Genomic DNA, 25,877 nt, shown 5'->3' on the forward strand with positions numbered 1-25,877 from the left:
CTTCATCCGCTGCCTATGCGCCCTTTCCTTCCGGCGGCGCGTCTAAATCTGTACAGAGTCCCACGACTCATCGCCGCGCGCCCTCGGCTCGTTCCGCGCGGAAGGAGAAAACATGAAGCTCTCTCGATCCCTGGCCATCCTGGCCGCCGCAGTCATGCTGTTGCCCCTCACCTTTCTGGGGCAGAGCGAAAATCAGGGTCAGGGGCGCGCCATCGTCACCGTCCTCGGCAAAAGTGCCGAGAGCACTCCCGCCATCACCCAGCAGGACATCAAAGTGCAGGTCGACGGCAAATACGCCACCGTCACCGGCTGGGATCGCCTCCAGAGCCCGCAGACGCCGCTCGAGCTCGTCTTCCTCATCGACGACTCCGCCCGCACCAGCCTCAGCCGCCAGTTCAATGAGGTCGCGAACTACCTCCAGGCGCTGCCCCCGGACGCGAAGGCCGGCATCGCATACATGCTCAACGGCCGCGCCGACTTCGCCGGTCCCCTCACCGCCGATCACGCGCGGCTTGCCCATGAGCTCCACATTCCCGTCGGAGCACCCGGAGAAAACGCCAGCCCCTACTTCTGCCTCTCCGATCTGGCAAAGCGCTGGCCCTCGCAGGACCGCAGCGCGCGCCGCATCGTCGTCATGATCACCGATGGAGTGGACAACTACGAGCGCCGCTACGATCCGCAGGACCCCTACGTCCAGGCCGCGATCACCGACTCGGTCCGCGCCGGCCTCGTCGTCTACTCCATCTACTGGCGCGACGAAGGCCGCTTCGACCGCAGCACGTATGCGAACAACAGCGGTCAGAACCTTCTCAGCCAGCTCACCCAGGCCACCGGCGGCATCCCGTACTGGCAGGGCTTCGGCAACCCCGTCACCTTCCAGCCCTTCTTCGACGATCTCAACCGCCGCCTGCAGAATCAGTACGAGCTGGGCTTCGCCGCGAAGAGCAACGGCAAGCCGCAGACGGAGACGCTGCGGCTGAAGATCAGCGCCCCGTCCATTAAAGTCACCGCGCCGGAGCAGGTCTTCGTCGCCCCCGCCAGCGCCGGACAATAACAACGCAGATGCCCGATCCTTCGCGCCTGCCTTTGGCGCGAGGAATCGGAAAGCACAAAATCTGAGATTGATCCCGCGCCGAAGGCGCGTCTGCCCGTGCGGCCAGCACCCGGATCTTCGGCGTGGGGTTTCCCGCCGTCAGGGCATAATCCGCAGCGCCGGCTGCTTCGCCTCCGTCAGGCTCACGCCCAGAACCCCCGCCACCGTCGGCGCAATCTGCCGCATGTCGATCGTTCCCAGGTCGCGTCCCTTTGCCACGCCCTCACCCATCATGAAGAACGACGAGTGCATCTCCGGAAACGACGGCAGATAGCCGTGCGTGCCCTTCACCGGCGAATGATCCGTCACCAGAGCGCCGGAAAGCGCGGTCCCGATTGCGTATCCCGGCTTCATCGCCAGCACAAACGCCGCGTCCGGAAACCCTCCGTCCCGCTTCACCTCGTCCGCGTCCAGAATTCTGGCAATGCCGTTCGCCGGGTCCGCCGCCAGCCTGTCGAGCAGCGTCCGCACCTGCTCCTTCGTCTTCGCGTCCGCCGGATCGTGCAGCACAATCGCCGCCAGTCCGCTCGCCGGCCAGGGCTCCGCCTTCCATGCCGTCACCGTCGCCGCGCCCGAGTACGCATCCTTCCCTGTCTCGATCAGCCCCGCCTGCAAAAACGGAATGTACAGATTGAAGAGATGGTCCACCTTCACGAAGCCGTGATCCGACACGATCACCACCCGCGTCTGCGGATCGTTCCCGAGCGCCGCATCCATCAGCTCCTTTACCATCCCGTCAATGGCTTCGAGCGTTTTGTCCGACTCCTCGCTGAACGGCCCCGTCAGATGCTCCGCCTCATCGAGCGAGCTGAGGTGAATCGTCATGAAACCCGGCTTCTCCCGCCGCAGAATATCCAGCGAAAAGCGTGTGCGCGTCGCATCGCCCTCCAGCGTCGTCTCGTTGCCCATCATGTAAGGACCCAGCCGCTTTTCCATCTCCGCCAGCGCGCCATCCGGTCGCGAGATCGCCGCCATCAGCTCCCGGTCCTGCGGATTCCCGCCGCCCGCCGGCGACAGTGACCGCCAGTACTCCGGAATCAGCCAGTCCACGCTCGTCGCATTCACGCTCACCGGCCAGCTCACGCTCGCCGTCCGAATGCCCGCCGCATGCGCCGCATCCCACAGCGTCGGTACCTTAATGCTCGACGCATACCAGTACCATGCGCCGGAGAACTTCCTCTCCGGATCGAAGAGCGGGTTGTTCAGAATGCCGTGCCGGATCGGCCACACGCCGGTGATCAGCGTCGTGTGGTCGGGATAGGTCACCGTCGGCAGCACCGCCTGCACTCCATCGGCGTACGTGCCTTCGGTCAGAAACCGCCGCAGCGTGGGAACCTTCAGCCCATGCTCATCGGCGTGCGTCACGTACTCCGGCTTCAGCCCGTCGATGGAAATCATCAGCACCGGCGCGGCCCATGCAGAGCAGGCTGCGCAGAGGGCGCATACGGCAGGCAGAACGATGCAGAGAAAGACGCGGCGGAAAAAGCGAAATGACAAATCGTTCATTTCGCTTAGTAGATCGTTATGCGCGGAGATGCTGCATGAAGGCAGCGTGAAAACGCAACCGTCCCGCCGTGCGTACTCCTGCCGGGATGACACATTTAAGGACTTACATTCCTGACTTCGGCTGCATCAGCGGGGAATGGCGCCGAAGGCGCGTCCCGCCGTGCGCGCAGCACGCGCTGAAGGCGCAGTTGCCGGGACGACCAGTCCCGCAGCACCTAGCCTACGAGCTGATTCGCCGGCAGCGAGGCCACATCGTCCGACTCGGTCCCGTCCGCAAGCCCGCCATAACGCCGCTCGCGCCGCTGGTAGTCCTCGATCGCCTCCAGCATGTGGATGCCGCGGAAGTCCGGCCACAGGCGGCTGGTCACATAGATTTCGGTGTACGCGATCTGCCACAGCAGGTAATTCGAGATGCGCATCTCGCCCGAGGTCCGGATCAGCAGATCCGGGTCCGGCATGTGCGCCGTGTACAGGTGCCGCTGGATATCCTGCTCCGTCACATCGTTCAGCTTCAGCTGCCCCGACTGCACCTCGGCGCACAGTCCGCGAAAGGCATCCATCAGCTCCGAGCGCGCTCCGTAGTTCAGCGCCAGCGTCAGCACCGTGCCCGTATTGCGCTGTGTCGCCTCCGCCGCCCACTGCATCCGCTCGCGAACCTCGTCCGGCAGATCGTCCGTCCGCCCGATGTACTGGATGCGCACGTTGTTGTCGTTCATGCGCCGGACATTGTTGTTCAGATACATCTTCAGCAGCCGCATCAGAAAGTTCACTTCCGACTTCGGCCGCCGCAGATTGTTCTCAAGCGAAAAGGCGTACAGTGTCAGCCACGGCAGCCCGATGCGCGAGGCCGTCTCGACCACGTACTGCACGGACTCGGCGCCCTGCTGATGCCCCAGGAAACGCTTCAGGCTGCGCTTGCCCGCCCAGCGTCCGTTTCCGTCCATGATGATGGCGACATGATGCGGCAGCCGCTCCGGGTCAAGACGGCGATAGATCGCCATCTCTTCCGGCGGCAGCAGATGTACGCGGCTGGTATCCAGACCCAAGTAGCTTCCTCTCATCGACCGTAGCACGCACACTGGCGGAGCCGCAATTCATCTCACGCGGGATAGTGTTCCGGTTTTAATTTGCGCAGTAATTGAAAGTGAACCTGTTCAAACTACGATACCTCCGCTAACAGCATCACTCAGGTGCGTTCAAAATCAGAGTGCTAGACTCTTTTTGCCTCGCTCACCACACCTGAAGGATTTTTCGCAGATGACTCATCGAGCTACTTCTGCCATTTCTCTCCTCTGCCTCATGTTCATCGCGGGTTGTGGAAGCTCCGGCTCCAATCCTCCGGCACCGCTGGCAGCAGCCAATCAATGGACCTGGGTCTCCGGCTCCAGTCTCGCTAATCAGGCTGGCTCCTATGGTCAGCAGGGAGTCTCCGCCTCCACCAATGCTCCGCCCGCCCGTTATGGCGCGGCTACCTGGACAGACGCCTCCGGAAACCTCTGGCTTTTCGGCGGCGCCACCGAACCCACTATCGCATCCGATATGTATTTCAACGATCTCTGGAAATTCAGCAACGGCCAGTGGACATGGATGGGCGGTTCGAACTCCACCAACCAGTCCGGCATCTACGGCACCCTGGGCACTGCCGCACCTGCCAATATCCCCGGCGCACGCCGCTACGCGGTCACCTGGACAGACAGCTCCGGCAATTTCTGGCTCTTCGGCGGCTTAGGGCTCGATACCTCAGGATACAGTGCTTACTTGAACGACCTCTGGCGGTACAGCAACGGCCAGTGGACCTGGATGGGCGGATCTCAACCCACGCTCTTCGGAACTCCGGGCAGTTACGGCACCAAAGGCACGGCAGCAGCAGGAAATCTCCCTGGAGGACGTGAGAGAGCCGCTGCCTGGACCGATAGCTCCGGCAACTTCTGGCTCTTCGGCGGCACGGGTAATGGCTCCCTCGTCAACTCAGGCTACCTGAACGACCTCTGGAAGTTCAGCAACGGCGAATGGACCTGGATGGGCGGTTCCGATCAAGCCTATCAGCCCGGCGTCTACGGCACCCAGGGTACTCCAAACTCTGCAAATGTACCCGGAGGACGTGAGGGCGCCTCTACCTGGGTGGACGCCTCCGGTAACCTCTGGCTCTTTGGTGGCCTAAGCAACAGCCAGTCTTTCGGAACGGTTCATCTGCTGAATGACCTCTGGAAGTTCAGCAACGGCGAATGGGCCTGGATGGGCGGCTCCGATCAACCCGATCAGCCCGGTGCCTACGGCACACAGGGCACGGCATCTGCGGCAAACATACCAGGAGCCCGCTCCGGCGCAGCCGCCTGGGTCGATAGCTCTGGCAACTTCTGGCTCTTCGGCGGCATGGGTTTCACCACCTCACCGGATGACCTGTGGAAGTACAGTAACGGCCAGTGGACGTGGGTGAGCGGCTCGCAATCGAGCTCGCCCGGAAGCTACGGAACCCTCGGCACCGCCTCCTCCTCCAGCATTCCCGGCTCGCGCTCCTCAGCCGCAACCTGGACTGACCGTTCCGGCAATCTGTGGCTCTTCGGCGGCACCGGTAATGGCGCCAAAGGGATTCGGGGCTTACTCAACGATTTGTGGAAGTATCAGCCATAAACCCGCGAGGTATTGGTCTGACGCAGTCCGGCGAATGAGAGGATATTTCTTTCATACGGCCCTGTGCCCTGTACCCTTCGTCCTGTCCGCTGGATTACGGCCGCTTCATATCGAAGCGGTCATGCGTCCGCACAAATGTCGGCCCGCCCATGCGCCCCACCGCCTTCAGCTTCTCCGGATCGATCTTGTAACTGTCGAGAAGAACCTCTTCCGCGATGTGGAAGCGCAGCACGTCGCCCAGCACCAGGCTTCCGCCGCCGGGCAGCTCGCTCACCACCACCACCTCGCGCAGCCGGCACTCCATGTGGATGCGGCTCTCGGCCACGCGCGCCGGCTTCACCAGATCGCTGGCCAGCGGCGTCAGCCCGGCCAGCGCAAACTCGTCCACTTCAGGCGCAACCTCCGCCGACGTGGCATTCATTTTTTCCGTGAACTCTTCCGAGACGATATTCACCACGAACTCGCCCGTGGCGCGAATATTTTCGAGCGTGTCTTTGTGAGGACGAGCTCCCGTGCGCACCGCCGCGCAGAAGCACACCACCGGCGGATTCGTGCTGCATCCGGTGAAGTAGCTGAAGGGCGCCAGATTTCTCACGCCCTGCACATCGACCGACGACACAAAGGCGATCGGCCGCGGCACAATCATGCCGATCATCAGCTTATAAATATCGCCGGGAGCATGTTCCCCAGGGATGAAGGTGCGCATTCTCGCTCCGTGGAGACGGACTCTCCACGGCTATTGTATGGGCTGAGCTTCTTCTTACCCCGCGGCGATCAGACATCCACAGATGCTTCTTCCGCAAAAGAAGCCGGCCGCTCTATCCCTGGCTGCTGACCGCTGGCTGGCTGTGTTACGCCAGCCGCCTCCGGCCCATCGCCATCTCACGCACCTGGTTCAGAAACATCGAGCGCTGAAAGGGATCGAGCTGCGCCACCAGCGGCACAATCTCCGCGAGGAACGGATCGGCCAGCACCGCCGCCGTCTCATGCTCCCTCCGGCTATGGCCATCCCGCAGCAGCTCGCAGATATTCACTTCAAGCGCGCGCGCCAGCCGCTCGAGCGACGAGAGCGTCGGAACCGCCTTGCCGTTTTCGATCTTCGAGATGTACGTGCGGGGCACCTGCATTCTTCCCGCAAGCTGCCTCTGGCTGAGCCGGCGTCCACGGCGAATCTCGCGCACCGCGCGCGCCACGTTGATGCCTTCGCTCTCTTCGCTCTGCGGCGGGGTCACCACCAGCTGCGGAGACAGCGGCTCAGGCTCTTCCATTTCGAGGGGCTTGTGACAGCGTCTGCAGAGCGAATTCGATGTTCTGAACTGCACCAGACTGCAGTGGTCGCAACGAAGTACCTCGCGTGCTTCAACAGTTGCTAAGGTAGTCGCCATAAGTTGTAACGGAGCACCAGAGCGGGCGCTTCCATTGACTGAATCGGCGGATTGTACCCGCTTCTTCACGTCAACTGAGTATTACCTTGCAGTCGGGGTACCCTGGTTGTCAAGTGAAAACGATGAGTCTCACCGAAAAAAGCCAGGAAAACCCGAAGAAAACCGAAAATCGCCGTACCCCGCATTACCATATCCATTACGGAGCAAAATCACGCATGAGCCTCAGCGACGGCTACACCCGCGAGCGCGCCTGGGCGCTGCTCAACGAGCACACCCAATCCGCCAGTCTTCTTAAACACGCGCTCGCCGTTGAAAGTTGCGTTCGCGCCTGCGGCGAGCGCGAGGCCGACGCTCTCTCGCTCACCGGAACAGGGCGTGACGCACTCCTCACTACGTACTCCGTCACCGCTCTGCTTCACGACTTCGATTACGAAAAGCATCCCAGCCTCGACGAGCATCCCTTTGTCGGTGTGCGCATTCTCGCTGAGCAGGGCTGGCCCGAGGAGATCCACACCGCCATCCTCGGCCACGCCGAATACTCCGGCGTCCCGCGCGAGACGCACCTCGCGAAAGCGCTCTTCGCCTGCGACGAGCTCGCCGGATTCCTCACCGCCTGCTCCCTCGTCAAGCCCACAAAATCCATCTTCGATGTCGAGGTCGCCGGCGTGAAAAAGAAGATGAAGGACAAGGCCTTCGCCCGCGGCGTCAACCGCGACGACATCACCAAAGGCGCCGCCGAGCTCGGCGTCTCGCTCGAAGACCACATCGCCTTCTGCATCGCCGCCATGCAGAAGAACGCCGACACTCTCGGCCTCAGAGGAATCCCGGATCTCAGCCTCTGAATCCTCTCGCCGCGGCGGCGGAACTGGGTTAAAATGACCCGTACCAGAGCACGGCTTCGGCCGTGTCGCGAACCGCGCTCCCCTCCCCGGTCGTGATGCTCTCAGTTCACCTCAGGGGCTGACACTTTGTTGCCAGGTTCGCAGTCGCATCGTCCCTCCGACGGTTTTCGTGCAGATATTGAAGGGCTCCGCGGGATAGCCGTCCTGCTGGTCGTCCTCTATCACGCCCGCGTTCCCTTCATGGGCGGCGGCTTCATCGGGGTCGACATCTTCTTTGTCATCTCCGGATACCTCATCACCGGCCTGCTCATCCGCGAGGCCTCGGAAACCGGCCGGATTCACTTCGCAAAGTTCTACGCCCGCCGCGCCCGCCGCCTGCTGCCCGCCGCTTCGCTGACCATCCTCGTCACCATCGCCGCCGGATACTTCATCTACGCCGCGTACGAGCAGCTCCCCATCATCAAAACGGCCATCACCGCCGCGCTCTACAGCTGCAACATCTACTTCGCGCACCACGCCACCGACTATCTGGCCCCCGACGCAAAGACCAATCCCTTCCTGCACATGTGGTCGCTCGCCGTCGAAGAGCAGTTCTACCTCGTCTGGCCGCTCGTCATCTGGCTCGCCTTCCGCGCCTGGCCCGGCAAGGCCGTCCGGCGTCTGCCTCTGCTGCTTGGAGCCATCGCCGTCGCATCCTTTGCCGCCTGCCTCTGGCTTACGTATACCGCGCAGCCCTGGGCATTCTTCTCCTCGCCCACCCGCGCGTGGGAGTTCGCCATCGGCGGCCTCGCCCAGTTCGGCGTGCGGCGCGTTTATCCCCGTATCTGCGCTGCGCTGCCGGTGCTGGCCCTGCTGGCGCTCATCGCCGGCTCTGCCGTCTTTTCCGCCACCACCCGCTTTCCCGGCTTCGCCGCGCTGGTTCCCGTCCTGGGATCGGCCGTCCTTCTCCACTTCCACACCCGGCAGCAGGGCGTTCGCTGGCTGCTTGAAAACCCCGCGAGCCAGTTCCTCGGCCGCGTCTCCTATTCGTGGTATCTGTGGCACTGGCCCGTGCTCGTGCTCTCGAGCGCCCTGTGGACGCTGACTCTCACCGACCGTCTCGTCTGCGCCCTCGCCTCGCTGCTTATGGCCGCGCTCACGTATCAGCTTCTTGAGAACCCCATACGCTTCCACCCCGCGCTCATGGGTCATGCCTGGCGCTCGCTGGCCATGGCGGTCTGCGTCACCGGCATCTCGCTCAGCGCCTGCGCCGCAACCGCGTATCTCCGGCACCATCTGCAGACGCCGCGCAGCCGCTACATCAGCGCCACCATCGCCGCTCTGCCCGTCGTCTACAGCGACGGATGCCACCTTACCTATACCGTCTCCGCCTCCCCCGACTGCTCCTTCGCCGATACCGCCTCGAAGACCACCGTCGTCCTCTTCGGCGACTCGCACGCCGCGCAGTGGTTTCCTGCCATCGAGCGCATCGCCAATGAAAATCACTGGCGGCTCGTCTCCCTCACCAAATCGGCCTGCACCATCTCCTCGACCCCCATCATCGACAAGGCCCTGCACAAGACCTACACCGAGTGCTCCGACTGGCGCGACAGCGCTCTGAAGCGCATCGCCGCCATGCACCCCGCGCTGGTCATTCTCACCGACTACACCACCCTCTATCTCTCCGAAGGCCTCAGCGTGCCGGAATGGGGCAGCGGCCTCCGCACCACCGTCTCGCGGCTCAACGACGCCGGCGTGCAGACGCTGCTGCTCCACGACCCTCCCGCGCCCGAAGAAGACCCCGATACCTGCCTTGCCCGCGCCGCCCGCATCGGCCGCAGCTTCGCCACCTGCACCTATCGCCGCGACCTTACAGCGGACGCGCCCATCCAGGCCGCAGAGCGCCAGGCCGTCCAGGGCCTTCCCCATGTTCAGCGGTGGAACATCACCAGCGATCTCTGCCACCGCCTCGCCTGCAGCCCCTACGAGAACGGAACCGTCGTCTATCGCGACACCAGCCACTTCACCGTCAGCTTCGCGCTCACGCTCGCTCCGCTGCTGCAGCCCGAGGTCGACGCCATGGTGACCGATCCCCGCTCGCTCACCAGCCGCCCTGCAAAAAGCATCTCCGCGCATCTCTGACCTGCGCGGATCATTCGGGCAGGCTCACGCGCCGCGCCGTCCGCCCATCGCCTCCGCGTGCTATGCTGACCAGTTTCCTATGAGCGCAGCCGATCCCACCGCCCTCAACACGCAGCTTCCCTCAACGCTCGATCCCGCTCAGCCCCGCGCTGCCCGCAACACCCAGGGCATGCTCGCTCTCCTCGCCGCCATTCGCGCGCAGGAGGCAGAGATTCGCCAGGGTGGCGGCACAAAGGCCATCGAGGCGCAGCACGGCAAAAAGCGCCTCACCGCCCGCGAGCGTATCGCGCTGCTCCTCGATCCCGATACAGAGTTGTTCGAGCTCGCCCTCTTCGCCGCCTTCGGCATGTACGAGGAGTGGGGCGGAGCACCCTCCGCCGGCGTCGTCACCGGCCTCGGCCGCGTCTCCGGACGGCTCTGCATGATCGTCGCCAACGATGCCACCGTCAAGGCCGGAGCCTTCTTCCCCATGACAGCCAAAAAAGTTCTTCGCGCGCAGCACATCGCCATGGAGAACCGCATCCCCACGCTCTATCTGGTCGACTCCGCCGGCGTCTTTCTGCCCCTGCAGGAGGACGTCTTCCCCGATCAGGACGACTTCGGCCGCATCTTCCGCAACAACGCCGTCATGTCCGCGCAGGGCATTCCGCAGATCACCGCCATCATGGGCATGTGCGTCGCCGGAGGCGCGTATCTGCCCGTCATGACCGACCACGTCCTCATGACCGAAGGCAGCGGACTCTTTCTGGCAGGCCCCGCGCTGGTGCAGGCCGCCATCGGGCAAAAATATTCTGCCGAAGAGCTCGGCGGCGCCACCATGCACGCCGAAATCTCCGGCACCGTCGACTTCAAAGAGCCGAACGACCACCTCTGCATCGCCCGCCTGCGCTCGCTCGTCTCCAGAATCGGCGACAAGGGCCGCGCGCCCTTCGACCGCGCTGCGTACGATGCGGTGAAAGACGCGCCGAAGTATGCGGCTGAGGGCCTCTGCGCGCTGCTCGATCCCGATCCGGCCAGACCCTCCGCCTACGACATGCACGAAGTCATCGCCCGCATCGTCGATCGCAGCGAGTTCGACGAATACCGCCCTGACTACGGACGCACTGTGCTCTGCGGTTACGCCCGCATCGGCGGCTTCGCCGTCGGCCTCGTCGCCAACCAGAAGCTGCCTCAGCCCCAGACCAGCCACACCGGCGAAAAGCGCATCGAGTTCGGCGGCGTCATCTACTCGGAGAGCGCCGACAAGGCCGCCCGCTTCATCCTCGACTGCAACCAGAACCTGATCCCGCTCATTTTCCTGCACGACGTGAACGGCTTCATGGTCGGCCGCGACGCCGAGTGGAGCGGCATCATCCGCTCCGGCGCCAAGATGGTGACGGCGGTGGCAAACTCCGTCGTGCCGAAAATATCGGTGATCGTCGGCGGCTCGTTCGGAGCCGGCAACTACGCCATGTGCGGCAAGGCCTACGACCCGCGCTTCCTCTTCGCGTGGCCCACCGCGCGTTACGCCGTCATGAGCGGAGCCTCGGCAGCCAACACCCTCGCCGAGATCCGCCTCCGCCAGCTCGAGCGAGACGGAAAAAAGTTAAGCGACCAGGAAAAAGAGGAGCTCATCGCCTCCATCAAATCCACCTACGAAGAGCAGACCGACTGCCGCTACGCCGCTGCTCGCCTCTGGGTCGACGCGATCATTGACCCTGCCAAAACCCGAGAAGCCCTGCTGACCGCCCTCGAAGCCGCCGCCCTCAACCCCGACGTGCCGAAGTTCAATCCCGGCATCCTGCAGACATAAGCGCGCCGCGCAGCATATATCAAATTTGGTAAGATAGTCGGATGAGCCGCGATGCTTCCGCTTCATGGAAAATTGATTTCTTTGAAGAGGAAGATGGCAGCTTTCCGGTCCGAAACTGGCTTGACGGTTTGCCGGAAGGTGTTCGAGGTAAAGTTCTTGCCCGTATCGATCTTTTGCGAAAGGGCGGCCCGACTCTCGATTATCCCTACACCTCCCAGATTGAAGGAAAGCTGCGCGAGGCACGGCTTCGCATGGGAAAGACACGTTACCGGGTTCTGTACTTCTTTGATGAAAACCGGACAGCCATCCTGTTGCACGGTTTCACAAAAGACACTGCCTCCGTGGAAGAGCTGGACAAACGCGTCGGCAGAGACCGCATGGCCAGACATGAAAGCAGGTTAAATAAACTATCTTCGGCCAAAGCAAAGCTAAAACAGACAGAAGGGAAAAGCAGATGAAGACTGCATGGGACAACTACCTTAAACAGGAACTCCGCAAGCCAAAAGTGCAGCAGGCTTACGACGAAGAAACGAGAGTACTCAGCATCGGGCTGGAACTCGCCAGTCAGCGCCGGCGGAAAGGCATGACACAGGCTCAGGTTGCCGAAAAGATCGGAACCAGCGCTCCGCAACTCAGCCGCACCGAACGCCGCCCGGAAAATGTAAACATGCGCACGCTGATGCGCTACGCGGAAGCCGTGGGCATGAATCTCGATATCCGTCTCGTACCGAAAGCGGCACGAAGAAAATCTGCATAAGGCCGCCCGCAGGTACCTTTATTTCTGCTTCGCCCAGGGGTTCAGCACCTTTACCTTTAGATCCTGCACGTCGCTGATATGGCGTGTCACCAGCGTAAGCCCGTGCGCCACCGCGGTCGCCGCCAGCAGAGTATCGATCACCGGACGCGGACGCTGTGCCGACCACTCGCCCCAGTGTGTGGCCGCAGCAGCATCGATGCCGAGAATGCGGTCCGCGAAGCTCTGCTCCAGCCCGTCCACCCATCCTGCCAGCCGCCGCGCCGCATCCGGATCGGACTGCCGCTTCAGCGCGATTCCCTTTTTCAACTCTCCGAGTGTAAGCACGCTGATGTAAAAAGCCGACGAATCGGTCGAGGACAGGAACGACATGACACCCTCGTCCGCCTGCTTCCGGCGCGTCTCCGACAGCACATTCGTATCCAGCAGATAGCGTTGCGCACTCACAGGCGGATCTTCCGCCCGGTATCGCGCTCGCGCTTCACCTCAAAGCTGTCCACCTTCGGACCGCCCAGCAGATACTCCCGCAGATCGGGCTTGTGCGCCGTAAGAGCCCGGTAATCCGCAATGGAGAGGAGGACTGCGCGCTCTGTGCCATGCTTCGTAATGATCTGCGGCCCCTCGCTGTGCGCCTCTTCAATCACTTCGCTCAGCCGCGATTTCGCATCCTGAACCTGCCACACTGCCATCTTCCGCACCTCCTGACCAGAATTATAGTCGTTCTGGTCAGAATCCTGGAGAGCCCGCGACCCTCGTCTTCCCCCCGCCATCAAACACTGTCTTCGCAAACAGCATCCAACAGTACCTATGGAGATACATCGCCCGCTTTTGCTATTTATCAATTGCTAACTCTTCCCTATTCTAAAAACGCTGGCCCAGCACGATGGCGCCCCTTGAAACCATTTTGTCCCAGGAGACTCCGATGGCAGAGACAGTAAAGAAAGCAAAAGCCCCCGCAAAGCCCCGCAAGACCGCCGCAAAGACCGCGCCGGTAGTGGAAGCATCGAAACCGGTCCTGGTAAAGACGGAAGCAAAGCGTGAGGTCACGCACGAGGACATTTCAAAGCTCGCCCACCGCTTCTGGATCGAGCGCGGCCATCAGCACGGATCGCCCGAGCAGGACTGGCACCGCGCCGAGCAGGAGCTTCGCGGCAAAGCCTCGTAAGCTGAACGTCTCTGTCGGCCGGCTGCTGCGCGATGATGCCGTACCGCTCCGGGATCACGAACAGCTTTTTCGCGTCACTCCGTCCGCAGCGCCTTTACCGGATTGATCGACGCCGCGCGCTGCGCCGGAATGATCGACGCAATCAGCGCGCACACGGCCAGCGCCAGCACCGCGCCTCCCAGCACCAGCGGGTCCCATCCCTTCACCTGGTAGAGCTGCGAGGCAATCAGCCGCGAGCATCCGATCGAGATCGGAATCCCGATCAGCAGCCCGACCAGAATCTGCAGAAACGCCCCGCGCAGCACCAGTCGGACCACATTCACCCGGTTCGCTCCCAGCGCCATGCGCACACCGATCTCGCTCGTCCGCCGCTCCACCGTATAGGCCGTCACGCCATACAGCCCCACCGCCGCCAGAATCAGCGCCAGAATTCCGAACAGGCCCGTCATCCGCGCCACCGCGCGCTGCTGATCGAAGTTCCCGTCCACCTGGTCTTCCAGCGTCTGCAGACTCAGCAGCGTAAGGTTCGGATCGATATCGCTCAGCACCTGCCGCACCTGCGGCTCCAGCCCTTCCATGCCGCCATGCACCTGCAGCACCGCGCCCTCGATGTAGTGCGTGCTGTCGTCGATCGACTGCATCAGCGGATTGTCGTAATGCGCCCGCTGCGCCAGCGCCACAAAGAACAGCGGCCGCGGCGGCTCGCTTCCTGTCAGATTTCCCCATATATACTTCGCATCGGGCACCACGCCGACAATCTCATACGTGCTGCTGTACTGCGGCAGATCCAGTCCGAAGTGTGCGCCGATCGGATCTTCGCCCGGCTTGAAGAACCGCTTCACAAAGGTCTGATTCACCACCGCGACATTCTGTGTCGAGGCCGTGTCGTCCTCCGTGAGCCCTCGCCCGCGGATCACGCGCTCATCCAGCGTCTCCAGATAGCCGGGGCCTACATGGTCCCACGACGAGCCGATGTCGTCGTTCATGTTCGGCATCCCATGCCCCTGGCGGATGACGATCTCGCCCCAGTTGTCCTCGAGCGGCGTGTACTGCGCCAGCGCCGCGTGCTCCACGCCCGGCAGGTGCGTCAGCCGGTCCTGCAGCTCGCGATACATCGCATCCAGCCTGGGCTGCGAATACGTCGAGAACGGCGCCGTCAGGCTGATCGTCACTCTGTGATCCAGCGCATAGCCGAAGTCCTGATGCTGCAGCTTATCGAGGCTTCGCGTCAGCAGGCCCGCGCCCGCCAGCAGCACCACCGACAGCGTCGCCTGCACCACCACCAGCGCCTTCTGCGAGAACGACGACCGGTCCCGCGTGCTGCGGTTGGCCCCGCGCAGCGCCTCCGCCGGATCGGCATGCGTCGCCAGCCATGCCGGAGCCGTTCCGAACAGCATGCCCGTCACCAGCGACAGCCCAAACGCAAAGCCCAGCACCGGCAGCGACGGAGCCGCCCCGATCGGCACATACTTCGCGCCATGAAAGGCCAGCGCCACCACTGCCTTCACGCCCACATACGCGACCGCCAGACCCGCCGCGCCGCCCATCACCGAAAGCACCAGACTCTCCGTCAGCGACTGCCGTATCAGCCGGCTGCGCGACGCGCCCAGCGCCAGCCGCACCGAAGTCTGCGTCCGCCGCGAAGCTCCGCGGGCCAGCAGCAGGTTCGCAATGTTGGCGCACGCAATCAGCAGCACCAGGCAGCACACCGCCAGCAGAATCCGCAGGCTGACCGCATAATCCGCCTTCATCGCCGCTACGCCTCCGCCCGCCGGAATCACCCGAATCGTCTGCTTCGAAAGCTGCGCCTTCACGCCGGACATCCACTCCGAAGGCATGCCGCTGTCCGTCACCAGCCATGCCCGCAGCAGATTCGTCATCCGCCCCGGCAGCGCATTCGGCGAAGCTCCGGGCTTCAGCCGCCCGATCACGCGCAGCCATGCCGGAAAGCGGTGCAGCAGCGAATTCTCTCCGCGGAACTGCGGCTCCTGCTGCACCGGCAGATACACCTCCGGAGGATCGCTGCGCAGCGTCTCGCCGAAAAATCCCGGCGGCGTGATGCCCACAATCGTGAATGGATGATCGCTCAGAATGAACGTCGATCCCACCACGCCCGGGTCCGATCCATACTCCTGCTGCCATGCGCGATAACTCAGCATCGCCGCCGGCGCTGAAGAGGCCTCGTCATCCGACGGAGCCAGCGTCCGTCCCGCGAACGCGCTCACGCCGAAGGTCGAAAAATAATTTCCGGTAACAAACTCGCCGCGCAGCGGCTTCGCCATGCGGTCGCGCTCGCTGCGCCGCACGCTCACCTCATAGCCGCCCGCCTCAAAGGCCGCCAGCTCCGCAAACTCCGGCGCATTCTCCTTCATCCGCTGATAAAAGGGGTACGAAAACATCCCCCAGTTATCCTGCGGACTGCCTTCGATGCAGCAGTCCCGCCCCTCGCCGACCCGGTACAGGCTTGACGGATCAGCCACCGGCAGCGACTTCAGCATCACCGTGTCGATCAGTGAAAAGATCGCCGTCGTCGCGCCGATGCCGAGCGCCAGCGTCAGCATCGCCGTCAGCGTAAATACAGGAGACAGGCGCATCTGGCGAAGCGCGTAGGCAATATCCTGCCGCAAAGTCTGCATGAAACAAGCCTCTGCGGAACATACGGAAGCAGCGGCTCAGAGGTTCCGGGAAAAATCGGCAGCGCCCGCTCCGAAAAGACTCCGCACAAAGAAGCCGTCAGATCCATCTCCGGCTTCTTCATGACAAAAGCCGTCGCCGCTTCTATCTCACAGCCGAATCCGCAAACGGCGAATGCGCAATCAGATCGCAGAAGTTTGGGCTCCGGTATCCCTCGATGAACCGCTCGCACACATCGGCCTTCACCGTGCCCCACGTCGATCCCGGCTTGTGCGCAAAGCCGCCAAAGAAGGCCTTCACGATGCCTTCCTTAAAGTGAATACGCGGATACGCCGTCACAATCTCCTCGCGCTCCTCCGCCGGGAATGCATCGTATCCCTCGCCCAGCACATCCAGTCCCACTCCGCTGAAGAGCAGCGCCACCTCCGGACGCATATACTGCGTCACGCCCGGTGTCGTATGCAGCGCAATCGCCTCCCACACCGTCTGAATCTGCTCCTCCGGCACCTGGTGCGCCGCAAGAAACTGCCGCGCCGCGTTCGCGCCGTCCACTTCAAAGCGCTCTGTCTCGCTTGAAAACTTCCGGATCAGCCCCAGATCATGAAACGCCGCACCCACATACAGCAGCTCGGCATCGAACTTCATCTTTGCCTGCCTTCCCTGCGTCGAGGCAAAGTGAAAGACGCGCATCGAGTGGTTGTAGAGCAGCTCCGTCGAGTGCTCGCGAAGAATCTCCGTCGCCTCCCGGGCAAGTTTCGTGTCCGGAATCCGGTTTGCAGAGGTGAAAGCGGTTGTCATGGTTTGCTCCTTCCCCTCTCACACTAGTCAGCCGCATGCGCTGCCGCCACGACACAAATCCGTCAGATTCGGACATCGAACATGCCGCCTCGCCGTTCGTAAAATAAAAGCCATGCGTACGGTCGTCATCACCGGCCCCCCTCCCGTGCAGGTGCTCGACGTCACCGGCCCGCTCGAGGTCTTCGCCTCCGCGCCCGGTTATTCGGTCCGCGTCGCCACGCCCGAGGACAGCCACGCGCTGCGCACCAGCCGCGGCCTCTCTCTCACCGAAGCCATCCCGCTGCGGCATCTCACCGGTCCCATCGACACGCTCATCATCGCCGGCGGTCCCGGCGCTGAAGACGGCCCCGCCGATCCGGCTCTTCTTCAGTGGATCACCCAGGCTGCCCGCCGCTCACGCCGCATCGCCTCCATCTGTACCGGAGCCTTCGTTCTCGCCGCCGCCGGCCTGCTCGATGGCCGCGAGGCCGTCACGCACTGGAGCTTCTGCGACCGCCTCGCCCGTGAATATCCCGCCGTGAAGGTCCGGCCCGACCCGATCTTTCTGAAGGACGGAGCCATCTACACCTCCGCCGGCATCACCTCCGGCATCGATCTCTCGCTCGCCCTCGTCGAAGAAGATCACGGACACGAAGAGGCCCTTCGCATCGCGCGGCAGCTCGTCATGTTTCTCGTGCGCCCCGGCGGCCAGGCGCAGTACAGCCACATGCTCTCGCGCCAGGCCATCACCTCGCAGCCGCTGCGCGAGCTGCAGGTCTGGATGCGCGGGCACCTCCGCGATAACCTCACCATCGACCGACTCGCCGAGCGCATGAGCATGAGCTCGCGCCACTTCACCCGCGTCTGCCTGCGCGAAACAAGGATGAACCCCGGCCAGTTCGTCGAGCGCATGCGCGTCGAGGCCGCGCAGCAGCTCATCGGCAGCTCCGCCCTCGGCCTCAAGCAGATCGCCGGCGAGTGCGGCTTCGGCTCCGCCGACTCCATGCGCCGCAGCTTCGTCCGCGTGCTCGGCGTCACCGCCGGCGACTATCTCCGCCGCTTCCGCCGCGACCAGACCGGGAGCGCATAACGCGAAGAGCGCCTGGTCTGAGAAGACCGGCATGCGCGAGAGCTCCGCAAATCAGTCCAGGCATATATACAGTTAAACTTTACAGATTACCTGTATATATGAGATATTGATCGGGTGAGCGGTCCAAAGTCTTCTCCGCAAACCGGGCTCGCTTCGACGCTTGCTGCCGAGCTGCGCACAGTCTTTCGCAGAATCAAGCTGCGCCTGCGCGAGCATGGGGTCCCCGGCGACCTCACGCCATCCCAGATCTCCGTTCTTCTTCGCCTCGAGCAGGACGGTTCCACCACCGTTTCAAGCCTCGCGCGAACGGAAGGCATGCGTCCGCAGTCCATGAGCGCTGTAGTCGCTCCGCTGCAGGAGTCGGGCCTTGTGAGAGGCATACCTGACCCAGGCGACGGACGCCAGACGCTGATGTCTCTCACGCCCCGATGCCTGAAGCTGCTTCAGGAGGGCAGGGCCGCGCGACAGGACTGGCTCACCATGAGGATCTCGCAGAAGCTCTCCGTTCAGGAGCAGGAGAAGCTTCAGGCCGCACTCGCACTGCTTACGCGGCTCGTTGAGGACTGAGCCCACTGCTTCCCTGCTTCTTAACCCATGCCAGCTTTGTATCTGAGGAGAAGAGCCGATGCCGCTGACTACGCTTGATCTCAACACCGCGCTGATCGTCATTGACCTGCAGAAGGGCATCGTCAACGGAAGTTTCATCTCTCCCATCGGCGAAGTCATCGACCGGACGCGCGCGTTAATTGATGCTTTCCGTGCGAAGAACCTCCCCGTCGTACTGGTCAATGTGGCAGGACGAGCGCCGGGCCGGACGGAACAGGGTCCGCGCAGCAGCATATCGTTTTCCGAGGGATGGACCGACCTTCTGCCGCAGCTCGATCGGCAACCGGGCGATATCGTCGTCACCAAGGGAAGCTGGGGCGCCTTCGCGACAACAGATCTTGAACGCCGGCTAAGAGAGCGAGGCGTTACCCAGGTGGTCGTGACCGGAGTCGTGACATCGGGTGGCGTCGAGGCTACCGCCCGCCAGGCCTGGGAGCAGGGCTTCCACGTAACCCTCGCACTCGATGCAATGACCGATATCCGCGAAGAGGCGCACGAGTACAGCATCAGAAACGTCTTCCCTCGTATCGGAGAGACAGGGCCCGCACAGGAAATCATTTCGCTGCTTGAGAGAAGGAGCTCCGCATTATGAACTGGCTTTGGCTTGTGTCGTATTTCTTTGGAGGCGCTTTTGCCGCGAATGCTGTCCCTCACTTTGTCGCGGGCATGATGGGACGCCCCTTTCAAAGCCCCTTTGCAAAGCCGCCCGGCCAGGGGCTCTCCTCTGCAACGGTCAACGTCGTCTGGGGATTCTTCAACGCGGTGGCTGGCTATCTGCTCGTCGCGCACGTCGGCGCTTTCGATCCGCGCGCGACAGCCCATATCCTCCCGTTCGGCCTGGGCGCGCTGCTCATCGGCATCTTTTCGGCGCGTCACTTCGGCCAGTTCCATGGGGGCAACACGCCGTCGCGTACGTGAAGCATCGAGTGTCCGGCACCTTTCGATCTCTGAGAAGCTTCAACTTCCGCTTATGGACGGTCGGCGGCCTGATCTCCAACGTCGGCACCTGGATGCAGCGCGTCGCACAGGACTGGCTTGTGCTGACGCAGCTTACCCATCACAATGCGTCGGCGCTGGGCATTGTCATGGGCCTGCAGTTCGCTCCGCAGCTTCTGCTCCTGCCCTGGACGGGGTCGGCTGCGGACCGCCTCAATCAGCGCAGGCTCCTGATGCTCACCCAGGCAACGATGGGCGTGCTTGCGCTCCTCCTCGGAGTGCTCACAATCGCAGGCGTCATCCGGCTCTGGCACGTGTATGTCTTCGCCTTCCTGTCAGGCTCCGCCGCCGCGCTCGACGCACCGGTGCGGCAGACCTTCGTTGCGGAGATGGTCGGCGATGAAGATCTTCCCAATGCCGTCGCACTGAACTCCACCTCGTTCAATGCTGCCCAGATGATCGGTCCCGCCGTTGCAGGCCTGCTGATTGCAAAGGTTGGCATCGGCTGGGCCTTCCTTCTCAATGGGCTCTCGTTCGCGGCAGTGCTGCTCTCCATGTCGCTCTTCCGTCTCTCTGAGCTGCGTACCAGCGCCAGAGCGCATCGCACCGCATCCGGATTCGCGGAGGGGTTTCGCTATGTGCGCAGAAGACCGGACCTCAGAGCGATCCTGGTCATGTTGTTTCTGATCGGCACCTTTGGGCTGAACTTTCCGATCTTCATCTCTGCGATGGCCGTGAATGTCTTCCACTCCGGCGCGCGTGCTTTCGGTTTGCTCTCCTCCATCATGGCCGTGGGCTCGCTCTCGGGAGCGTTGTTTGCCGCTGGCCGAAAGAGACCAGGCCTTGCGTCTCTGTCGATCGGCGCCGGTGTCTTCGGGCTGGGCTGTACTCTGGCCGCACTCGCGCCCGGATACTGGTGGTTTGCAGCCGCTCTCGCGCTCAGCGGCGCGGCTGCCCTGACCCTGACCAACGGCACGAACAGCATCATGCAGCTCTCGACAGGACCCTCCATGCGGGGCCGGGTGATGGCCCTCCGGGTCGGCGTTGCACTCGGGGGAATGACGATCGGCGCTCCCATCGTCGGCTGGGTCGCCAACCGCTTCGGCCCGCGCTGGTCGCTCGCCGTGGGTGCCGGCGCGGCCTTCGCCGCTGCCCTGGTCGCCGTCTTCGCTCTCCTCCGCCGAAAAGAGCCCGCTGCTTCCCTGGTTTAATGCCGCCAGGTCGGTTATGCTGGCCGCACAGGCCGTTGCCGGTAGCGCGTTTCACAGGACTCATCCACGGCGAACAGAACACATGTACGTGGAGCCGTGCTTCGGAATACCTTTTATAGGTCTCCTGTTTCCTCGCTGAGGCATCTGTCTTCAGGGCTCTGGCCTGATCCGGAACGCAAAGGACTGCCGAGGTATTCCAATGACTGAATCTTCTGAGCTTCGCATGAAGAGAATGCCGCTCAACAACAAAAGCGGCAATATGCCCGCAGTTGGCTTCGGTACTCTCATTCCCGACCGGGCCGTGACGATCACTGCGACCCGGGACGCGCTGGAGGCCGGATTTCGGCACTTCGATTGTGCGGAGCGATACGGGAACGAGCGCGAGGTCGGCGAGACGTTGCAGGCGGCCCTTGCCGCCGGAGGAATCGCGCGCGAAGACCTTTTTGTCACCACGAAGCTGTGGAACTCCAATCACCGGCCTGAGCGTGTCGAACCGGCATTCGAGGCGAGCCTCGAAAGACTCAGGCTCAGCTATCTGGATCTCTACCTCATCCACACTCCGTTTGCCTTTCAGCCGGGAGACAATCAGGACCCGCGCGATCAGAACGGCAACGTCCTTTACGACAGCGGGGTGACGCTGCTCGATACCTGGAAGGCGATGGAGACTCTCGTGGACCATGGCAAATGCCGGGCCATCGGACTGTCGGACATCACCCTGGATAAACTGTTGCCGGTCTATGAAGCGGCAACGATCAAGCCGGCTGTGGTCCAGGTCGAGTCGCACCCGTATCTGCCGGAAACGGAGCTTCTGGACTTCTGCAGAGAGAAGGGCATTGTATTTTTGGCCTTCGCGCCGCTGGGTCACGGAACCAGACCGGGCCCGCTCGAAGATCCCGTCATTACGGCCATTGCGGCGCGAGTAGGAAAGACGCCGGCACAGGTGCTGCTGGCCTGGGCGGTGCAGCGAGGCACCGCTTTTCTCACCACGCCGCGATCTGCGGCTCGCGCACATGAAAACTTCAGCATCTCTTCTCTTCCCGAAGACGCGCTGGACGAGATCAATCGGATTCAGACCCGGCAGCGGCTCAATGACGTTGTGAATACCGGCAGCCCAGGCTTCATTCCACGCGTGAAACCGGCATAAAAGCCGGATAACACCGGAGGCGGTCTATGCAGGAAGAACAGATACGTGAGGCTCTGGATCAGCATTGGGCGGCGTCCGATGCCAACGATTTTGAAGCGGAGCACCGCATCTATCACGAGGACGCGGTGCTCGATTACCCGCAGTCAGGCGAGCGAACCAGCGGCCGGCGCAACATACAGAATCAGCGCGCCGGTCAGCCGAGCAAAAAGCGATTTGCTGTCCGGCGAATCCTTGGCAGTGGTGATCTCTGGATCACCGAATTCACCCTGACCTATGACGGCAAACCGTCTTACACCGTGAGCATCATGGAGTTCAGGGGCGACAAAGTTGCGCACGAGACACAGTATTTCGCGGACCCCTTTGAGGCTCCGGCGTGGCGCAGTCAATGGGTGCAGAAGATTCCCTGAGCAAAAAGCGCCGGAGTCGTCGCCGCCTATGAGCGGACGCAGACGGTTTGCGCATACGCACCGCTGCGGTGAAGTGTTTGCGGTTGGAAGAAGTGTTTACGGCTACGCATGGATGCCGGCAGTTCCGATCGGACTTGACTCTATCCGTTTTAGATATATCATGGTTCGATAGAGAGGCTGGCCGCATGATCAGGAAATACCCCTTCGACGATGATCTGCTGGAAAATCTGCCGCTGCCGACGGCATCATTCTTCGTTCTTTTCGCATTGGCCGATGCCGATAAGCATGGCTACCGGATTATGCAGGACATCCGTGAACTCTCCGGAGGAACGGTTTCCCTCGGTCCGGCAACCTTATACACGACAATCAGGAAACTCTCGGATCAGGGACTGATCAGTGAGACCTCAGAGTCGAGTGGGGACGAACGGCGCAGAATCTACGCCCTGACTTCAGGTGGAAGACGCCTGCTCGGTGCCGAATTTCATCGCCAGCAACAGCTGCTTGATCTCGCAAGAAGAATGAAGGTTCTTAAAATCGGAGAGCAGAAATGAATCGCATCTATCGATTCCATTGCCATCTGTTCGATTGCCTTCTGAGCGTTCAGAGCGACGATCTGATGGCTCGATACGGCGATGAGATACGCTCGGTCTTCCGGGACCAGCTCAGCGATGCATGGAAGGATGGTCTTTCTGCCATTCTTGGAGTTTGGTTTGACGTTATCGCCGAAACAATCGCGCTTGTGACGCCTCGCTGTCTTGCACATCTGCGCCTCGTTTTTGCGGCCACTGCTCTGGCAAGCGTTCTTACCATTGGTTCTGCGCTCGGCTTCTGTACCCTCGGCGCCACGCCTGTTGTCCATGCGTGCCCTCAGGAGCAGCCCGGCGCTCAGCCGTCTGCTCAAAGCGGAACATCGGGCAGCCTCGTACAGCTTCCGGACGGGCGTCACATGTTTCTTGAATGTTCCGGGGATGCGAATGCAGTGCCCACCGTGATTCTGGCAAACGGCAGAGGCCTTGGCACGGCCGATTCATGGGCGCAGGTGCAGCGTAAGGTGATTCCATCGATTCGGGTGTGCAGCTACGATGCGATGGGCGCCGGACGCAGCGACCGCGTGCAGGGCCCCCCACAGTTCCATCCCATCGATCAGGTCATCTCAGAAATGCACAGCCTTTTCCTGACTGCGCAGCTGAAGCAGCCCTTCGTGCTCGTTGGAGCTTCGGCCGGAGGGATTCTGGTGCGGCGTTATCAGCAACAGTACCCGCACGAAATCGCCGGTCTCGTCTTCGTCGATTCGGCGCACGAGGAAATGGAGTGGCGCGATGCAGCCATCTCCCCGCAGACCGATCCCAACTGGAACAATCCCGTATTCCTGCGGGAAAATGGATTTCTTCCGAATCATCAAAAGCTCACATGGCATGCGGATATTCCGCTCATTGATCTGGAGCGCTCGGAAAAAGCTCCTCTGTCTGCCTTTCCAGGGCTGATACAGCAGCAGGTGGACGCCATGAATGCGGCATGGCACGACTTTCAGGTTGACCTTGCCGGCCGGTCGAAGTTCGGTCAGCTCAGAATCGTTCCCGGTTCAGGTCATCGCATGCACGAGCAAAGGCCGGATGCCATCGCCGACGCCATACAGGATGTCATCCGTCAGGCCCGGTCAAAAGCGTATTAGGGAATTTACTCGACAACCGCAGCGGGCGATTCATTTCGTGGCCGGCGCGCAACCAGTCATGAGCGGATGACGACGCCGGCCCTGGCGGCCTACTGTTCCCAGGCTAAACAGACTCGAGCTAAGCAGTCTGGCCAAGCCATTCGTCGAATCGCATCGTTCCGAGCCGTGCGTTGTCTTCGGGAACCAGTGCGCGCTCGGTCACCTTCACGCCGTAGTAAGTCGCCTGTGGATCGGCGACAACCTTCCGCTGATCCTTCCATGCGGCCAGACCTCGCCGGATAAGTTCATCGAGGTGGAACTGCTGCGGTCCCCCTGCTTCCACAATGCCATTCACCGGTGAGCCCGTGGCGACGCGGCCTACCGCACTGGCGACATCGTCCGCGGCCATAGGCTGGATCAGTGCAGACGGCAGGTGTACCTCGTTGCCCCGGGTGGAAAAATCGGCGATGCCTTTCACGAATTCATAGAACTGCGTCGCGCGAACGATCGAGTAAGGAATGGAGGAAGCCCTGATCAGATTTTCCTGAGCGATCTTGGCGCGGAAGTAGCCGCTCTCGAGCAGGCGTTCCGTTCCCACGACGGACAATGCCACGTGATGCCCCGCGCCTGCGGCCGCTTCCTGGGCGAGGAGATTGCGGGTCGACGTCTCAAAGAAATGCATCACAGCCGCGTCTTCCCATGACGGAGCATTGGATACGTCCACGACGACTGATGCACCCTTCAGCACTTCGGCCAGCCCCTCGCCCGTCACCGTATTGACGCCGGACTTTGGGGATGCCGCGATCGCTTCGTGCCCCTGTTCACGAAGTTGTGGAACGAGCTTTGATCCGATAAGTCCACTACCGCCGATCACTACGATTTTCATGACCCATCCTTTCGCCGTGCTCCGCATCGAGCACGCTGTAAAGCCGGTTTTCCCGGAAAGGAGTGTATCGCCCGAAGCAGCTGCTGATGCTGAACAGGCTCATCTACCAGTAAAGACCTGGCAGAGGAGCATTTCGTGACATGCATGCTGCGAATGCAAAAAAATCAAAGGTATCCGTTTGAGTGGTGCGGCTGCCGCGCCGGCATCTGCGCGAATAGCCGCGTTGGCGAACGATTCGAATATATTCATAATGCGGGTCGAATGATTCGCAGAGGTTTTCAGTGGAGTTGAGGCATCTGCGTTACTTTGTTGCTGTGGCCGATCGGAAAGGCTTTCGGGAGGCCTCGCGGTTTCTCCACATCTCTCAGCCGGCGATCAGCAAAACTCTCACTCAGTTAGAGCAGGAGCTTGGCGTCGCACTCTTCGCGCGTTCCGGCAGGACGGTCCGGCTGACTGCACAGGGAGAAGTCTTCTATAAGCAGACGCTGCTGACCCTGCAGCAGGCCGATCACGCGGCTGAAGCCGCCCGGCGCGCGGCGCGCGGCGAGTTTGGAACATTGACGCTCGCCTTTTGCAGTGTGGCCACCTATGGCTTTTTGCCGCGGCTGGTGCAGCAATATAAGGAGCTCCAGCCTGGTGTTCAGATTTTGCTCCGGGAGATGAATCCCCCTCAGCAGGAGCTCGCGTTTCTGCAACGAGAGATAGACGCAGGCATCACGCGGCTGCCTTTCTCAAAGAAGCTCGCTCCTGATCTTGAGGTCAAGTCGATACTTCGTGAACCGCTGGTGGTTGCGGTTCACGCGGCTTACCGCTTTGCGAGCCGGAAGCTCAAGATCGAAGACCTGTCTGAAGAACAGTTCATTCTTCTTCAGCGCAACGGCGCTCCCACTGTCTATGATGCGATCCTTGGCATGTGCCAAAAGGCAGGCTTCGCCCCCAGAATAGCGAGCGAAGCCGATTTTATGCAGACGCTGTTCACGCTGGTGGCGGCTGGGCAAGGCATCGCACTGATACCCGCATGCGCCATGAATCAGCGTCCTCCGGGAGTTCGCTTCCTTCGCCTGCAGCACGATGACTACCGGGCCGACCTGATACTGGCATGGCGTAAAGACTCTCAGCCATCCACGCTCCAGAGCTTCATCAGGCTCGTCGATAAGGAATGCAAAGCTATCCGAAGCGATGCGCGGCAGCTGCTCGAATCAGCCGGCCGCGCGAAGAGCTGATCGATGCGGCACGCCCGAGCGTG

Annotated in this window: 27 protein-coding genes; 18 read left to right on the forward strand and 9 right to left on the reverse strand. The window is 62.0% G+C overall.

Features of this window, described 5'->3' with window-relative positions; all coding sequences use genetic code 11:
* Window positions 1–112 precede the first annotated feature (112 nt).
* Window positions 113–1,054 carry a vWA domain-containing protein gene (locus D0Y96_RS03080; RefSeq protein ID WP_117297841.1) on the forward strand — a complete coding sequence of 314 codons (942 nt, stop codon included), beginning with the start codon at window positions 113–115 and terminating at the stop codon, window positions 1,052–1,054.
* Window positions 1,055–1,192: 138 nt separating this feature from the next.
* Here D0Y96_RS03080 and D0Y96_RS03085 read toward each other — a convergent pair whose 3' ends face one another.
* Together D0Y96_RS03085 and uppS are read right to left on the reverse strand one after the other, a co-directional pair.
* Window positions 1,193–2,590 (reverse strand): alkaline phosphatase family protein, encoded by a 1,398-nt coding sequence (locus D0Y96_RS03085; RefSeq protein ID WP_199480156.1) that lies wholly within the window; start codon window positions 2,588–2,590, stop codon window positions 1,193–1,195.
* Between the two features lie 224 nt (window positions 2,591–2,814).
* Window positions 2,815–3,600: an undecaprenyl pyrophosphate synthase gene (uppS, locus tag D0Y96_RS03090; RefSeq protein ID WP_117298031.1), complete on the reverse strand. Its 786-nt coding sequence runs from the start codon at window positions 3,598–3,600 to the stop codon at window positions 2,815–2,817.
* 256 nt (window positions 3,601–3,856) lie between these two features.
* On the opposite strand from uppS, the gene D0Y96_RS03095 reads away from it, so the two are divergent.
* A complete protein-coding gene (locus tag D0Y96_RS03095; protein WP_117297843.1) occupies window positions 3,857–5,230 on the forward strand; it encodes a tRNA wybutosine-synthesizing protein 4 beta-propeller domain-containing protein in 1,374 nt (457 codons plus the stop codon).
* A gap of 94 nt (window positions 5,231–5,324) precedes the next feature.
* Here D0Y96_RS03095 and D0Y96_RS03100 read toward each other — a convergent pair whose 3' ends face one another.
* Both D0Y96_RS03100 and D0Y96_RS03105 read right to left on the reverse strand, forming a co-directional pair.
* On the reverse strand, window positions 5,325–5,936 hold the full coding sequence (locus D0Y96_RS03100) for a flavin reductase family protein (RefSeq protein WP_117297844.1): 612 nt from the start codon (window positions 5,934–5,936) through the stop codon (window positions 5,325–5,327).
* A gap of 145 nt (window positions 5,937–6,081) precedes the next feature.
* A complete protein-coding gene (locus D0Y96_RS03105) occupies window positions 6,082–6,498 on the reverse strand; it encodes a helix-turn-helix domain-containing protein (RefSeq protein ID WP_252263400.1) in 417 nt (138 codons plus the stop codon).
* 332 nt (window positions 6,499–6,830) lie between these two features.
* Between D0Y96_RS03105 and D0Y96_RS03110 the strand changes: the two genes are divergently transcribed.
* From D0Y96_RS03110 to D0Y96_RS03130, 5 genes are all read left to right on the forward strand, one after another.
* Window positions 6,831–7,457 carry an HAD family hydrolase gene (locus D0Y96_RS03110; RefSeq protein ID WP_117298032.1) on the forward strand — a complete coding sequence of 209 codons (627 nt, stop codon included), beginning with the start codon at window positions 6,831–6,833 and terminating at the stop codon, window positions 7,455–7,457.
* Between the two features lie 126 nt (window positions 7,458–7,583).
* Window positions 7,584–9,578 carry an acyltransferase family protein gene (locus D0Y96_RS03115; protein ID WP_117297846.1) on the forward strand — a complete coding sequence of 665 codons (1,995 nt, stop codon included), beginning with the start codon at window positions 7,584–7,586 and terminating at the stop codon, window positions 9,576–9,578.
* Between the two features lie 79 nt (window positions 9,579–9,657).
* Window positions 9,658–11,370 carry an acyl-CoA carboxylase subunit beta gene (locus D0Y96_RS03120; protein WP_117297847.1) on the forward strand — a complete coding sequence of 571 codons (1,713 nt, stop codon included), beginning with the start codon at window positions 9,658–9,660 and terminating at the stop codon, window positions 11,368–11,370.
* A gap of 41 nt (window positions 11,371–11,411) precedes the next feature.
* Entirely contained in the window at window positions 11,412–11,828 is a 417-nt protein-coding gene (locus D0Y96_RS03125; RefSeq protein WP_117297848.1) for a type II toxin-antitoxin system RelE/ParE family toxin, read from the forward strand.
* Window positions 11,825–12,127 (forward strand): helix-turn-helix domain-containing protein, encoded by a 303-nt coding sequence (locus D0Y96_RS03130; protein ID WP_117297849.1) that lies wholly within the window; start codon window positions 11,825–11,827, stop codon window positions 12,125–12,127. Before D0Y96_RS03125 ends, D0Y96_RS03130 begins: the two co-directional genes overlap by 4 nt.
* 18 nt (window positions 12,128–12,145) lie before the next feature.
* Here D0Y96_RS03130 and D0Y96_RS03135 read toward each other — a convergent pair whose 3' ends face one another.
* Both D0Y96_RS03135 and D0Y96_RS03140 read right to left on the reverse strand, forming a co-directional pair.
* On the reverse strand, window positions 12,146–12,571 hold the full coding sequence (locus D0Y96_RS03135; RefSeq protein WP_117297850.1) for a type II toxin-antitoxin system VapC family toxin: 426 nt from the start codon (window positions 12,569–12,571) through the stop codon (window positions 12,146–12,148).
* On the reverse strand, window positions 12,568–12,813 hold the full coding sequence (locus D0Y96_RS03140; protein ID WP_117297851.1) for a type II toxin-antitoxin system Phd/YefM family antitoxin: 246 nt from the start codon (window positions 12,811–12,813) through the stop codon (window positions 12,568–12,570). The genes D0Y96_RS03135 and D0Y96_RS03140 overlap by 4 nt, the downstream gene beginning before the upstream one ends.
* A 233-nt stretch (window positions 12,814–13,046) precedes the next feature.
* On the opposite strand from D0Y96_RS03140, the gene D0Y96_RS03145 reads away from it, so the two are divergent.
* Window positions 13,047–13,289, forward strand: a complete 243-nt coding sequence (locus D0Y96_RS03145) for a DUF2934 domain-containing protein (RefSeq protein WP_158562151.1) — start codon at window positions 13,047–13,049, stop codon at window positions 13,287–13,289.
* 74 nt (window positions 13,290–13,363) lie between these two features.
* On the opposite strand, the gene D0Y96_RS03150 is transcribed toward D0Y96_RS03145, so the two are convergent.
* Window positions 13,364–15,925, reverse strand: coding sequence for an ABC transporter permease (locus D0Y96_RS03150; protein WP_117297853.1), 2,562 nt, complete (start codon window positions 15,923–15,925; stop codon window positions 13,364–13,366).
* A gap of 142 nt (window positions 15,926–16,067) precedes the next feature.
* Window positions 16,068–16,721, reverse strand: a complete 654-nt coding sequence (locus D0Y96_RS03155) for an HD domain-containing protein (protein ID WP_117297854.1) — start codon at window positions 16,719–16,721, stop codon at window positions 16,068–16,070.
* A 112-nt stretch (window positions 16,722–16,833) separates the two neighbouring features.
* Between D0Y96_RS03155 and D0Y96_RS03160 the strand changes: the two genes are divergently transcribed.
* From D0Y96_RS03160 to D0Y96_RS03200, 9 genes are all read left to right on the forward strand, one after another.
* Complete coding sequence (locus D0Y96_RS03160; RefSeq protein WP_117297855.1) at window positions 16,834–17,790, forward strand: GlxA family transcriptional regulator; 957 nt, start codon at window positions 16,834–16,836, stop codon at window positions 17,788–17,790.
* A gap of 114 nt (window positions 17,791–17,904) precedes the next feature.
* Complete coding sequence (locus D0Y96_RS03165) at window positions 17,905–18,357, forward strand: MarR family winged helix-turn-helix transcriptional regulator (protein ID WP_117297856.1); 453 nt, start codon at window positions 17,905–17,907, stop codon at window positions 18,355–18,357.
* A gap of 58 nt (window positions 18,358–18,415) precedes the next feature.
* Window positions 18,416–18,988 (forward strand): isochorismatase family protein, encoded by a 573-nt coding sequence (locus D0Y96_RS03170; protein ID WP_117297857.1) that lies wholly within the window; start codon window positions 18,416–18,418, stop codon window positions 18,986–18,988.
* Window positions 18,985–19,314: a hypothetical protein gene (locus D0Y96_RS03175; RefSeq protein WP_117297858.1), complete on the forward strand. Its 330-nt coding sequence runs from the start codon at window positions 18,985–18,987 to the stop codon at window positions 19,312–19,314. Before D0Y96_RS03170 ends, D0Y96_RS03175 begins: the two co-directional genes overlap by 4 nt.
* Entirely contained in the window at window positions 19,311–20,543 is a 1,233-nt protein-coding gene (locus tag D0Y96_RS03180; RefSeq protein WP_117297859.1) for an MFS transporter, read from the forward strand. Before D0Y96_RS03175 ends, D0Y96_RS03180 begins: the two co-directional genes overlap by 4 nt.
* Before the next feature lie 223 nt (window positions 20,544–20,766).
* A complete protein-coding gene (locus D0Y96_RS03185; RefSeq protein WP_252263401.1) occupies window positions 20,767–21,687 on the forward strand; it encodes an aldo/keto reductase in 921 nt (306 codons plus the stop codon).
* A 26-nt stretch (window positions 21,688–21,713) separates the two neighbouring features.
* Window positions 21,714–22,094, forward strand: a complete 381-nt coding sequence (locus D0Y96_RS03190) for a nuclear transport factor 2 family protein (protein ID WP_117297861.1) — start codon at window positions 21,714–21,716, stop codon at window positions 22,092–22,094.
* 185 nt (window positions 22,095–22,279) lie between these two features.
* Window positions 22,280–22,645, forward strand: a complete 366-nt coding sequence (locus tag D0Y96_RS03195) for a PadR family transcriptional regulator (protein WP_117297862.1) — start codon at window positions 22,280–22,282, stop codon at window positions 22,643–22,645.
* Entirely contained in the window at window positions 22,642–23,766 is a 1,125-nt protein-coding gene (locus D0Y96_RS03200) for an alpha/beta fold hydrolase (RefSeq protein WP_117297863.1), read from the forward strand. Before D0Y96_RS03195 ends, D0Y96_RS03200 begins: the two co-directional genes overlap by 4 nt.
* A gap of 118 nt (window positions 23,767–23,884) precedes the next feature.
* Here the strand turns inward: D0Y96_RS03200 and D0Y96_RS03205 are convergent, their stop codons facing one another.
* Complete coding sequence (locus tag D0Y96_RS03205) at window positions 23,885–24,631, reverse strand: SDR family oxidoreductase (RefSeq protein ID WP_117298033.1); 747 nt, start codon at window positions 24,629–24,631, stop codon at window positions 23,885–23,887.
* A 281-nt stretch (window positions 24,632–24,912) separates the two neighbouring features.
* Between D0Y96_RS03205 and D0Y96_RS03210 the strand changes: the two genes are divergently transcribed.
* Window positions 24,913–25,854 (forward strand): LysR family transcriptional regulator, encoded by a 942-nt coding sequence (locus D0Y96_RS03210; RefSeq protein ID WP_117297864.1) that lies wholly within the window; start codon window positions 24,913–24,915, stop codon window positions 25,852–25,854.
* Window positions 25,855–25,877: the final 23 nt, after the last annotated feature.

The organism is Paracidobacterium acidisoli, assembly GCF_003428625.2.
Classification (GTDB): Bacteria; Acidobacteriota; Terriglobia; order Terriglobales; family Acidobacteriaceae; genus Paracidobacterium; species Paracidobacterium acidisoli.

Bases quoted from the DNA above. Each gene is read 5' to 3' on its own strand.
- D0Y96_RS03200 (WP_117297863.1), top strand. From the start codon at position 22,642: ATGAATCGCATCTATCGATTCCATTGCCATCTGTTCGATTGCCTTCTG.
- D0Y96_RS03155 (WP_117297854.1), bottom strand. From the start codon at position 16,721: ATGACAACCGCTTTCACCTCTGCAAACCGGATTCCGGACACGAAACTT.
- D0Y96_RS03095 (WP_117297843.1), top strand. From the start codon at position 3,857: ATGACTCATCGAGCTACTTCTGCCATTTCTCTCCTCTGCCTCATGTTC.
- D0Y96_RS03160 (WP_117297855.1), top strand. From the start codon at position 16,834: ATGCGTACGGTCGTCATCACCGGCCCCCCTCCCGTGCAGGTGCTCGAC.
- D0Y96_RS03130 (WP_117297849.1), top strand. From the start codon at position 11,825: ATGAAGACTGCATGGGACAACTACCTTAAACAGGAACTCCGCAAGCCA.
- D0Y96_RS03105 (WP_252263400.1), bottom strand. From the start codon at position 6,498: ATGGAAGAGCCTGAGCCGCTGTCTCCGCAGCTGGTGGTGACCCCGCCG.
- D0Y96_RS03205 (WP_117298033.1), bottom strand. From the start codon at position 24,631: ATGAAAATCGTAGTGATCGGCGGTAGTGGACTTATCGGATCAAAGCTC.
- D0Y96_RS03175 (WP_117297858.1), top strand. From the start codon at position 18,985: ATGAACTGGCTTTGGCTTGTGTCGTATTTCTTTGGAGGCGCTTTTGCC.
- uppS (WP_117298031.1), bottom strand. From the start codon at position 3,600: ATGGCGATCTATCGCCGTCTTGACCCGGAGCGGCTGCCGCATCATGTC.
- D0Y96_RS03100 (WP_117297844.1), bottom strand. From the start codon at position 5,936: ATGCGCACCTTCATCCCTGGGGAACATGCTCCCGGCGATATTTATAAG.
- D0Y96_RS03110 (WP_117298032.1), top strand. From the start codon at position 6,831: ATGAGCCTCAGCGACGGCTACACCCGCGAGCGCGCCTGGGCGCTGCTC.
- D0Y96_RS03190 (WP_117297861.1), top strand. From the start codon at position 21,714: ATGCAGGAAGAACAGATACGTGAGGCTCTGGATCAGCATTGGGCGGCG.
- D0Y96_RS03080 (WP_117297841.1), top strand. From the start codon at position 113: ATGAAGCTCTCTCGATCCCTGGCCATCCTGGCCGCCGCAGTCATGCTG.
- D0Y96_RS03170 (WP_117297857.1), top strand. From the start codon at position 18,416: ATGCCGCTGACTACGCTTGATCTCAACACCGCGCTGATCGTCATTGAC.
- D0Y96_RS03120 (WP_117297847.1), top strand. From the start codon at position 9,658: ATGAGCGCAGCCGATCCCACCGCCCTCAACACGCAGCTTCCCTCAACG.
- D0Y96_RS03140 (WP_117297851.1), bottom strand. From the start codon at position 12,813: ATGGCAGTGTGGCAGGTTCAGGATGCGAAATCGCGGCTGAGCGAAGTG.
- D0Y96_RS03195 (WP_117297862.1), top strand. From the start codon at position 22,280: ATGATCAGGAAATACCCCTTCGACGATGATCTGCTGGAAAATCTGCCG.
- D0Y96_RS03150 (WP_117297853.1), bottom strand. From the start codon at position 15,925: ATGCAGACTTTGCGGCAGGATATTGCCTACGCGCTTCGCCAGATGCGC.
- D0Y96_RS03125 (WP_117297848.1), top strand. From the start codon at position 11,412: ATGAGCCGCGATGCTTCCGCTTCATGGAAAATTGATTTCTTTGAAGAG.
- D0Y96_RS03185 (WP_252263401.1), top strand. From the start codon at position 20,767: ATGAAGAGAATGCCGCTCAACAACAAAAGCGGCAATATGCCCGCAGTT.
- D0Y96_RS03145 (WP_158562151.1), top strand. From the start codon at position 13,047: ATGGCAGAGACAGTAAAGAAAGCAAAAGCCCCCGCAAAGCCCCGCAAG.